Source organism: Streptomyces sp. NPDC002671, from assembly GCF_053592475.1.
This window is the reverse complement of record NZ_JBSFVU010000096.1, coordinates 1-9392: the sequence shown is the minus strand read 5'-3', so window position 1 is coordinate 9392 and position 9392 is coordinate 1. Positions and strand designations below refer to the sequence as shown.

General features: G+C 67.1%; 14 protein-coding genes and 1 tRNA gene. 9 read left to right on the top strand and 6 right to left on the bottom strand.

Annotated features, from left to right (window positions below; all coding sequences use genetic code 11):
• The first annotated feature begins 197 nt into the window (after positions 1-197).
• Together ACWD35_RS43795 and ACWD35_RS43790 are read left to right on the top strand one after the other, a co-directional pair.
• Positions 198-740 carry an MOSC domain-containing protein gene (locus ACWD35_RS43795; protein ID WP_451356912.1) on the top strand — a complete coding sequence of 181 codons (543 nt, stop codon included), beginning with the start codon at positions 198-200 and terminating at the stop codon, positions 738-740.
• A gap of 53 nt (positions 741-793) precedes the next feature.
• Complete coding sequence (locus tag ACWD35_RS43790) at positions 794-1330, top strand: helix-turn-helix domain-containing protein (RefSeq protein WP_451356911.1); 537 nt, start codon at positions 794-796, stop codon at positions 1328-1330.
• 22 nt (positions 1331-1352) lie between these two features.
• Here ACWD35_RS43790 and ACWD35_RS43785 read toward each other — a convergent pair whose 3' ends face one another.
• Positions 1353-1691: a DUF6262 family protein gene (locus ACWD35_RS43785; protein ID WP_451356910.1), complete on the bottom strand. Its 339-nt coding sequence runs from the start codon at positions 1689-1691 to the stop codon at positions 1353-1355.
• Positions 1692-1767: 76 nt separating this feature from the next.
• Here ACWD35_RS43785 and ACWD35_RS43780 point away from each other — a divergent pair, with 76 nt between their 5' ends.
• Together ACWD35_RS43780 and ACWD35_RS43775 are read left to right on the top strand one after the other, a co-directional pair.
• Entirely contained in the window at positions 1768-2055 is a 288-nt protein-coding gene (locus tag ACWD35_RS43780) for a hypothetical protein (RefSeq protein WP_451356909.1), read from the top strand.
• A 340-nt stretch (positions 2056-2395) separates the two neighbouring features.
• Positions 2396-3058, top strand: a complete 663-nt coding sequence (locus ACWD35_RS43775) for a hypothetical protein (protein WP_451356908.1) — start codon at positions 2396-2398, stop codon at positions 3056-3058.
• A gap of 105 nt (positions 3059-3163) precedes the next feature.
• Here the strand turns inward: ACWD35_RS43775 and ACWD35_RS43770 are convergent, their stop codons facing one another.
• From ACWD35_RS43770 to ACWD35_RS43750, 5 genes are all read right to left on the bottom strand, one after another.
• Positions 3164-3979, bottom strand: a complete 816-nt coding sequence (locus tag ACWD35_RS43770) for a class I SAM-dependent methyltransferase (protein WP_451356914.1) — start codon at positions 3977-3979, stop codon at positions 3164-3166.
• A 352-nt stretch (positions 3980-4331) separates the two neighbouring features.
• A complete protein-coding gene (locus ACWD35_RS43765; protein ID WP_451356907.1) occupies positions 4332-4628 on the bottom strand; it encodes a hypothetical protein in 297 nt (98 codons plus the stop codon).
• A gap of 42 nt (positions 4629-4670) precedes the next feature.
• Entirely contained in the window at positions 4671-4970 is a 300-nt protein-coding gene (locus ACWD35_RS43760; protein ID WP_451356906.1) for a hypothetical protein, read from the bottom strand.
• Positions 4967-5269, bottom strand: coding sequence for a hypothetical protein (locus ACWD35_RS43755; protein ID WP_451356905.1), 303 nt, complete (start codon positions 5267-5269; stop codon positions 4967-4969). Before ACWD35_RS43755 ends, ACWD35_RS43760 begins: the two co-directional genes overlap by 4 nt.
• Positions 5233-5496: a hypothetical protein gene (locus ACWD35_RS43750; protein ID WP_451356913.1), complete on the bottom strand. Its 264-nt coding sequence runs from the start codon at positions 5494-5496 to the stop codon at positions 5233-5235. Before ACWD35_RS43750 ends, ACWD35_RS43755 begins: the two co-directional genes overlap by 37 nt.
• Positions 5497-6016: 520 nt before the next feature.
• Between ACWD35_RS43750 and ACWD35_RS43745 the strand changes: the two genes are divergently transcribed.
• The 5 genes from ACWD35_RS43745 to ACWD35_RS43725 all read left to right on the top strand — a co-directional run bounded on the left by ACWD35_RS43745 (position 6017) and on the right by ACWD35_RS43725 (position 9376).
• Positions 6017-6556, top strand: a complete 540-nt coding sequence (locus ACWD35_RS43745) for a hypothetical protein (RefSeq protein ID WP_451356904.1) — start codon at positions 6017-6019, stop codon at positions 6554-6556.
• A gap of 456 nt (positions 6557-7012) precedes the next feature.
• Positions 7013-7372, top strand: coding sequence for a hypothetical protein (locus tag ACWD35_RS43740; RefSeq protein WP_451356903.1), 360 nt, complete (start codon positions 7013-7015; stop codon positions 7370-7372).
• Between the two features lie 367 nt (positions 7373-7739).
• The gene (locus ACWD35_RS43735; protein WP_451356902.1) at positions 7740-8009 is read left to right on the top strand and encodes a hypothetical protein; all 270 of its coding nucleotides are present in this window, start codon (positions 7740-7742) and stop codon (positions 8007-8009) included.
• A 510-nt stretch (positions 8010-8519) separates the two neighbouring features.
• Positions 8520-9041: an SMI1/KNR4 family protein gene (locus ACWD35_RS43730; RefSeq protein ID WP_451356901.1), complete on the top strand. Its 522-nt coding sequence runs from the start codon at positions 8520-8522 to the stop codon at positions 9039-9041.
• Positions 9042-9300: 259 nt separating this feature from the next.
• A tRNA-Trp gene (locus ACWD35_RS43725) sits at positions 9301-9376 on the top strand.
• The last annotated feature ends 16 nt before the right edge of the window (positions 9377-9392 follow it).

The window sequence follows — 9392 nt, the reverse complement described above, 5'->3', positions numbered from 1 at the left end:
TCAGGCGTCAGCCCACCACCCTGCGGATATCTCACACAACAGGCATACCGCGACGATCACACATCGTCAGCCCTCAACGACATCACGCCGCAAAGGTCAGTAACGGCCCCACCCGCGATTAATCGTGGATGCTGTGCCTTGAGGGGCGAGGGCTAGGCTCGTGGCTGATCACGGTTACGACGAGGGGGTTCCGAGGTATGAGCGGAAGAGTGACGGCGGTCAGCAGCAACGGGGAGTACTCGTTCACCAAGCCGAACCGGGACAGCGTCACATTGCTAGCCGGGCTCGGTGTGGAGGGGGACGTGCACGCCGGGGTGACGGTCAAGCACCGCTCGCGCGTCGCGCAGGATCCCACCCAGCCGAATCTGCGCCAGGTCCACCTCATTCATGAAGAGCTCTTCGCCGAGGTCGGTGAAGAAGGGTTCAAGGTGGCGCCCGGCGAACTCGGCGAGAACATCACCACGCGCGGCATCGATCTGCTCGGTCTGCCGGTCGGCACATTGCTGCGTATCGGCAACTCCGCGGTCCTGGAAGTCACCGGCCTGCGCAATCCCTGCCTGCAGATCGACAACTTCCAGGACGGGCTGCTCAAGCAGGTTGTCGGCCGCGACCAGGCGGGGAACATCGTGCGCAAAGCCGGAATCATGAGCATCGTGAGGGAAGGCGGCGTGGTGCGCCCTGGCGACACGATCGAAATGGAACTCCCCAGTGGTCCGCACCAACCCCTGGACCGGGTCTGACCGCCTTCCCAGGCAGGCCGTGACATGACGACGGCCGCGCGGCTTCTTGAGGTGTGAAGATCAAGCAGGCCCGCGCGGCCATGGCCCATCCCGCCTTCTGCGGCGTCGCGCGCCAACATCTCGGCGAGCTGATCGAAGAACTCGCGCCCCGCTGGGAAGCGCGCTGCGAGTCCGCGCGGCACGAGCGGCGCCGGGGCACGCGCCGACGGCAGGCCGGGGCCGGGCCGAAGTACGAACTCGTCTTCACCGACCGGCTGCTGGCCACCCTGGTTCACCTGCGCACCGGCCTCACCCACGACGCTCTCGGCGTGATCTACGAGGTGGGCTCCTCCACCACCGGCCGCGCGATCAGCGAGATCCGCCCGCTCCTGGCGGAGCGCGGATTCGCCGTCCCCGACCGGCCCGGCCTGCGCCTGCACACCCTGGCGGGAACCTGCACCTGCCGACGACGAACTCCACGGCCTCACTGGGCAGTTCTGTCTGGCCCCGGGGAAGCCAGCCGTACTGTGTGTAGAACTTCAGCAGAACGGCGAATCCTATCTTCAGCCGCTGGTCCGGGTAGGGATGTGACCTGGGGCTTTGTGTGGTGATTGGTGTTGATGACGGACGCGATCAGCAGGGGTCGATGGTCTTCGCCGACCGATGGCCGCTGCCGCTCCTTTCAGTCGAAGAGGTGACTGCGGCAATCCGCTGCTGGCCGAGTGCCCGGGCGACCCGGGGCGCCACGGGCGCCGGTCCATGCCGCTCACGCAGGCCGGCGATCTCGGCCCGCAGATCGGGCTGGGTGTAGAGCCAGGACCGTGAGACGCCAGCCTCGCGAGCGACGACGTCGAAGGTGACAGGTTGTCCGGCGGTGTCCATGCGCCGCATGGCGACGATGGCCCGAGCCCTGGTCGCTGCGGCCCGTTGCCGGGCAGCGGCGATGACGTGCGGGGAGTTGTCAGCTCGCATCGGCGGCCTGGGACGAGCCGGGGACGGCTGCGGCGTTCGTGCTGTGCGGGGCGGCTGCGGGGTGGGTGCGGGGTGGGTGATCGCGCGGGCGCCGGCGTTGCGGTCACGAGTGCTGACCTGGCATCAGGTGTCGGCCCTGGAACAGGCCCGGCTGGTCGAGACGCTGCGCCTGTTCCACGAGGCGTGGGAGACGGCCGACCCGGCGGATGTGGTGTGGGCGGACCCGACAGTGGCTCGTGGGAACTTCCGCACGTGGGCGAAGATCACTTCTCACGTCTATGCCTTGGTCAGGCGCCAGAAGAGCCCACTGGCGGACCGTTCCTTGATCGGGCAGGCCTGCGCACTGCTGGGCCCCTACCTGTGATCGGACTGCGGTGCGGCGCGGACAGTCAGCGGAGATACGGGAGCCGGTTTCGTGATCAATTCGCCTGAGCCAGCCGCCCCGGAACGGCCTGACGGGTCCCCTCCGGCGCTGGAGGGGCTGGGCTGGCCGCGCTGCGCGGACCCGCTGCGCAGCAGCTGCTTCGATTGCGGGGGCAGGGCCCAGTCTCGCGGGGGCATGTGCGGCTGGCAGGGGAGTGCCTGGGGGTGCCGGAGCGTATAGGTGCCGACATTCTTGTCACCTGCGCTGAGCTGCGGCTTGGGGGTCAGGATGTGATCACGTCGAAGGCACTCGTGAGCCCGTCGGCGCACGCTTGGGAGTCGTGACGTTCCGTCTGGTCTACCGGTTCGGCTGCCTGCTGCTCGGCTGGCTGCGCCTGCTGGCGCAGTCATCGGCGGCCAAGGATGTCGAGATGCTGGTGCTCCGGCAGCAGCTGGCCGTCCTGCATCGCAGCAGCCCCAGGCCCGCCTTCAGCGGCGGGGAGCGAGCGGCGCTCGCAGCCTTGCTCCAGCTGCTGAGTAGGCGTCGTCGTTCGGCGCTGAGGCTGCTGGTCACCCTACGTACCGTGCTGCGCTGGCACGCGAGGCTGGTCGCGAAGAAGTGGACCTGTCCGCACCGAGGCCCGGGCCGCCCGGCCAAGCCCGGGGCACTGCGCGCCCTGGTACTGCGTCTGACCCGCGAGAACGACGGATGGGGGTATCGCCGGATCCACGGCGAACTGCTCAACCTGGGCTGGAAGGTCGCCGCCTCCACCGTCTGGGAGATCTTGCAGCGGGCCGAGGTCGATCCGGCGCTCCAGCGGGCCGGCCGCTCCTGGACGAAGTTCCTCACCGCCCAGGCCCAGGGGATCACCTCGACCGATTCCACCAACACGCCCTCGACCGAGGAAAACAGCAGCTCGTTCAACTGCGGCAGCACTTCGTTCACGGCGAAGGACTGTCGACCACACCACCATCCAGCCAGGCGATTTTCGGGCGAACTTTAGTGATCGTATGAGGTCAGTGCGCGCATGGCTGGCTGGCCGCGCATGAACCTGGCTCCACTCATCAGGCCCCCTTGGAATCGATCATCTAGGGAACCGGGAGGGGCTCTACCGGCGGACCGCCGAGATCAGTCCGCCGGGCCGCTCCTCGCGCTGCGGCGGGGTGCTGATCGGGCGGCCGTAGGCGGCAGCGCGCTCGCGCAGGGTGTGGCTGTCGGCCTCCCAGCCGTGCCCGGCCAGCCAGCCCACCGGGTCGTCGGGCATCTCCGAGACCCACATGGACGCCGCCGATCCCGGCGCGGCGTCCGCGCCGAAGCGCTCGATCACGCCGCGCGAGCCCAATGTCAGCCCCATCCGACTGCCTGCCGCCGACTGCGCGCTGATCCGGGCCAGCAGTAGCTCCACCGCGTCCTCGGGCAGATAGATCAGCAGTCCTTCGGCGATCCACGCGGTCGGCACGGCCGGGTCGTGCCCTGCGGCGGCCAGCGCGCCTGGCCAGTCCCCACGCAGATCCACCGCGACGGTGATCCGCTCGCAGCGTGCGACGGCCCGCTCCTGGCGCAGCACCGAAGCCTTGAAGTCCAGTGGCGCGGCGGTGTCGACCTCGAACAGCCGGGTGCCCTCGGGCCAGTCCATCCGGAAGGCCCGGCTGTCCATGCCGGCGCCGAGCAACACGACCTGCCGGACCCCGGACGCGGAGGCCTGCTGCAACAGGTCGTCGAGGAACTTCGTCCTGATGACGATGGAGAACGACACGGCCAGCCGACGGCGTCGCGCGGCCTCGTCATCGGGCAGCGGCGGCGAGGAGGGCCACAGGCCGCCGGCGGTGGCGAAGGCCTGTGCCAGTGGGTCGCGGAACAGCGCGTTCTCCCGCTCGGTCTCCAGCGCCCGCACCCTGGCCACCCCCACCGCCGTGGCCCACACTCCCGACGGCTGCACCCGCTCCTGCTCATCAGTCACCCCGCCAGCCTAGATACTCGATTCCAAGGGGCCTAATGAGGGGAGCCAGGTTCATACGCGGCCAGCCAGCCATGCGCGCACTGACCGCCTACGGCCACTAAAACCACCATTAGGCGAAGATCAACAGTCACCCTGTGTAGGCGACCACACGAAGTGGACCAGAGCCGGTTCTCGTGAACAAAGCCACCCGGTCATCGTCCAGCGACCATCGGGCGCCATCTCCCATGCGCCGAGTCTGACCGAACTCCTGAGCGCAGGTAACCCCAACGGCAGCGGACTGGGCACGCTCACCACTCTCGCAGCTTGACAGACGGCATCAGGAATCGGTGACACTCGGGGGCTGGATCTCCACCGTCAAGACGGCGTCGTCGGGGCCGGTGCCTTCTTCGTTCACCCACACGATCACGCGCACGTGCTGCTCGCAGATGCCGTTCACCTTCCACTCGGTCACCAGGTCGGTGACGACGAGCGCGGCGACGTACTTGGCGCCCTGCCGGGCGGTGGCAGTGGTGATCTTTCCCTGCCAGCGATGGGAGTGGCCGCCAAGGGGGCGCCAGGCAGCGGAGCCGTGCGGCTCCTCCACCCGGTACGCCCACGTTCTCTCAGTGCCCACGGCATCGATCCTGTCACCGTGGGCAGCTTCAGGCGCCGGAGATCACGCTGCGTCGAAGTCCGACCGGGGCCGAACATCCACGACGAAGTCCGCATCCTTCATGTCGCCCGCTTCGTCGTGCCAGAGGAAGACCCGTACGTGCATCGCGTGGTGGAGGCCGGCCCGCTCCCACTCGGTCATCAGGTCGGCGACGATGCGGCCGATGGCGTGCTTGGCGCCCTCGGCCGTGTCGGGGGCGGGGATCGCACCGTGCCACTGTTCGGGGTCGCTGCCGTAGGGGCGCCAGCCCTCGGACCCGTGCGGCTCGAACACCCGGTACGCCCAGTCCGTATTGGTGTTCATAACACCGATCGTGTCACTGGAAGGAGCGTCATGCGCCGCATCGGATGCAGCCCCGGCGCCCAGGGTGACGACCGCACCGGCCGGTAGGGCTCATCCATCCGCTTGAAGCACAGCCCCTCCACCCCGGCCGCCGCCCACTCCAGCCACCCCCTCGCCACAGCCGGGTCGGTGGTCGACGGGCACAGCGTCAGCGGCGCCTCCAGGCCGTGGTCGGCGAACAGCGCCTGAAGCGCCGCGCGCCGCCGCTCGTACGGCCAGCCGGTCAGGTCCGCGCCCGCATGGAACAGGTCGAAGCCCACGTAGTGCGCCGGCCACTGGCTGCCTGGGCCGCACCGCCCCTGCGCCGGGCGAGACGCTGCTGCAGCCGCTCGAACGCGAGCCGGCCCCACTCCCACACCACCAGCTCGCCGTCCACCCCGGTGTCCGCCGGCAGCTGCGCGAGGGCCGCCGCCCGGATCTCCGGGAACGACGCCGTCATGTCCGTCCCCTGCCTGGAGCGCAGCAGCACCCGGCCGCTCGCGTACACGGCGAGCTGAGCACGGTAGCCATCCCACTTCGGCTGCGCTGCCCACCCGACGGGCAGCACAGGACCGCAGGCGTTCGGTCTGGGGGATGGGAACGGGAGGCTTGGCCGCTGTGTGGGCGGCCGGCTCGTACACGGGCTTCATCTGGGCGTGTATCACCGCGCCGGTCCCTGGAAACCTCGACGACGGCCACAGCCAGACCGTCGAGATCAAGTAAGCGACACGACGCCGGGGCCGTGCAGGGGCCTCACGGACCCGGGACGGCTTCACCGGCCCGGACGGGCTCGCACACACGTACCGGATCAGCGTACTGATCCAGCCATACGAAGATCACCTGGGATTTGTGTGTCTGCTGAGCAGCAGTGATGCGGCCCGCTGTGCACCACGGCACCGGGACCCCGACGTCACTGTGCAGTACGACACCGGTTGCGGTGAAGTGCTGCGCTACGTTTTGACCCAGCGCACCCCAGGGGGCATCTCAAGAGGGTGACATTTCTGTTTGTGCGATCGAAATTATGGTTCGTGAAATTTCCATTTTTCATGGAGCGTTCTGGAATGAAATTTGCACGTACGGCGATGACGGCTACGGCGGCCCTTTTTCTGTCGATAAGTGTCGCAGGTAGTGCCTATGCTCAGGACGATGATGTCTACTGGGCGATGAGCGGCAACAAGTGTCTCGGTCATGACATCAATGACCAGGTGCTTTCTATGAACTCCCCCTGCCACTATGACTACTCACTCAGTCGGCCAGAGCAGGTTGGCTGGCAAGTTACGTGGCATGAGGACAACAGCAACCTGGAGGCGTATGACGGCCATGCCTGGGCGATGAAGACGATCGGCGACAGTGGTAAGTGTCTGACCGCATATTGGCAGGGCCAGGTCTATCTTGAGCCCTGCTCGAATCCCGTCAATTACTACGAGCAGTGGTATGAGGACTGGAACAACGGATACTTCCACCTCAGGAACCGTGAGACCAGCCAATGCATAACCCAGGATATGTGGAGTCAGCGCATCACAACAGCAAAATGCGACTGGAGCAACGACGATCAGAACCTGTGGTGAATGAACCCAGGGATTGAATTCGGCAGGAAATCACCGCTGCCCGTGTCCGGTGGGAAGGTCTTCGGCTATTTCCCGGGGACCTGCGCGCTCCGTTTAACTCTTGGTTCCATCGTTCCTGCCGTGGACACTAAAGGGACGTACCGCGATGCCTCACGGGCCTGGCCGACGGAGTGACAGTTCGGATTGACCTGGAGCTGGCAGCGGTCGCTCCTTCGGTATCTAGTCGACTTCTTTGTATCAAGTAAGAATGAGAGAGCAACATGCTGTTCGAGGTCACTGTGAATAATCTTTGCGTTTTATTAGCGCGGTGTTAGAGCCTTCGGACGTGATCGCTGCATCGGGTCCGCGCCGGCCCCGAGCCGGAGGCATCACACGTGGGTGCCTGCCGCCGGGGTCGTCCCGGACTCCAATATGAAGACCAAGAGCGGCTTTGTGTCGCTGACCTGGGGAGTTTCCTTGCTTCGTTTCAAGAGCATCACCGCCGTGGCCGCTGCGGGCGTGGGCCTGGCCGCTGCCAGCCTTCTGGCCGGCGCCGGAACGGCCACCGCCGGCACCAACGGTCAGCAGGTGAGCGTGTCGACCCGCTGGTCCGACCAGATAAGGATCTGCGGTCACAACCAGGCCGACGAAGAGGCCTGCACCGGCTGGATCGCCTCCCCCAACGACTGGACTTCGCTGCCCGGTTGGTGGTGGAAGGGCGAGCTGGTGATCCAGGGCTACCAGCAGGAGACCCAGGAATACCGAGTCGGCTACTGCGACGTACCGCCGTCACAGCCCTCGGACTGGACGCAGTGCAACCTCTACGGCACGCTCTGACGGCTGCGCCCACCACTGGCGGGACAGCCGACCTGCCGGTGCCTGGCTACTGCGGGACGCCACCCGAGAGAGGCGGATCGGGAGCAGACGACAGGCCGTTCCGGAATAGAACGCAGGTAGCGTGAGCGAGATGCTGTGATTACAACGCTGGTCCTGACCCAAGGAGCTGCCGAGGCCTACGTCAACTGGGTCTTCCTTCAGGCCAGCGTCACGCCTTCCTGCGGTCCTGGAGTACGAGCTCGCCCACCTCGAGCGCCGCGACACCGGCAAGCGCATAGCGGCCGAGCCGGTCGCCGTTGCGACTGTCGGCCTAGCCGCTGGCCTGCTGCCCTTGCTCGCCTTCGCCCTGACCGCAGCGGGTGCGTGGATGCTCAACACCCTGTTCTACTGGTGGGGCGAACTCGCTTGCGATCTCGCGGCTGTCCGCGTCTGCGGCCGGACCGCGGTGGCCGACATGTGGCGCGAGGACCTGGACCGCGAGCGTGCCCGCTCTTTCTTGCCGCGCGTCTGGGTCACAGCGCGCGGCCTGCGCACCCATCCGCCGCTGCGGCTTTGGATCCTGTGTGTCGAACACGCCCCGCTGCCCGAGGAGCTCGGGCAGACCGTGCACCCGCTGCACACATCGGCCGCTGCCTGATCCGCCCTCCTGCGTGACCGCCGGCCAGACCGCACGAGCCCGCGCTGCGCCCCGACGCGCGATCAGCTTCCCAGATATATGCGATAAGACGCCGGATGGCGGGGTACGTTGGCGAGCAGTCCCCCTGGACGCCGCGTCCCCCCGTGCGCTGCGTCCGGGGGCATACTCCGCCGCATCCGCCAGTGATCATCGGCCGCCTCCCGTTCGGCCACAGCGATCCGCCCCCTCGACCGCCCTTCGCCGGGCCGTGCTCCACCGTCACCGGGAGGTCACCTGGCCTTCCGGACTCCAGGGTTCGGGATCCGGTAGACCGGGGTGGTGGGAGCGAGGGGGAGGTTGGGGCGGATCCGGGCGCGGAGGAAGAACCGGCGCTCACGGGTGAACGTGAGGCCCTCGACCGCACGATCCGACGGTCACGTACTACCGAAGTCCCGCGCGACGTAGAAAGGCACCACCATGCGCTCTCCACTGGATCGGCTCCAACATCTGGTCCCTCCTCCGGAAGCCGGAGTGGAACGGGATTGGGAGGCCACGCAGCAACGGCTTGGGCAGGTGCTCCCGCAGGACTACAAGGACCTCGTGGATGTCTACGGGGGCGGCGAGTTCTACGGGCACATCGACTTTTTGTCGCCTCCACCCACTCTGCCCGACAGCGAGCTGGTGACCTTCAACCGAGGCTACATGGACGACCTCTTCAGCCTGTGGGCGATCTCGGACAACCGTAAGTGCCCGGCCGAACTGGCGGTCGATGACCTGCTGCTCGTCGTGTGGGCGGTCACCATCGACTCGGACACCATCAGCTGGCTTGTCAGGCCCGGTGTGCCACCCGAGGAGTGGCCGGTCGTCGTCCTGCACGCCGACCTCGAAGACTGCGAGATCTACTCCATGACTTGCACCGAGTTCCTGGCCGGTCTCTTCGCCCGGGACTTCGAGTCCGAGATCCTCACCTACCAGCTGAACGACGAAGAGGAAGCCCTCTCCGCGCACTCCCTGATGGGCGATGACGGAGTGAGGACCCATCTGTTCTGCTGATGCCTGGTGTATTTGTGCGAGTCGGTAGAGGTGTCGAACGGACGTGTGGCCGCAGATCCGTGCCCATCAACGGCAACGGCGCCACCATCCTCGGCAAGGTCGTCACAGTCCTGCGCAGCCCCTGAGCCGAGCAACCATTGGCACTCATGCCGCGGTCGGTGAGGCCGAAGCCCCCTCCCGCAGGCACGGCACCACGAGACTGCCCCGTGGAAATCCCGTGGAGCTCGAGTGCCGGGCGTGCCAAGCTGACTCCCAGCGAAGGGGTGTAGCTCAGAGGCCAGAGCGCCGGTCTCCAAAACCGGATGCCGCAGGTTCGACTCCTGCCACCCCTGCCATGATCACGGCTCCCAG

What these genes read in the sequence shown, in the direction of transcription:
- ACWD35_RS43785 (WP_451356910.1), bottom strand. Translation starts at nt 1,691, where the DNA reads ATGCGAGCTGACAACTCCCCGCACGTCATCGCCGCTGCCCGGCAACGG.
- ACWD35_RS43760 (WP_451356906.1), bottom strand. Translation starts at nt 4,970, where the DNA reads ATGAACACCAATACGGACTGGGCGTACCGGGTGTTCGAGCCGCACGGG.
- ACWD35_RS43735 (WP_451356902.1), top strand. Translation starts at nt 7,740, where the DNA reads ATGCTCAACACCCTGTTCTACTGGTGGGGCGAACTCGCTTGCGATCTC.
- ACWD35_RS43795 (WP_451356912.1), top strand. Translation starts at nt 198, where the DNA reads ATGAGCGGAAGAGTGACGGCGGTCAGCAGCAACGGGGAGTACTCGTTC.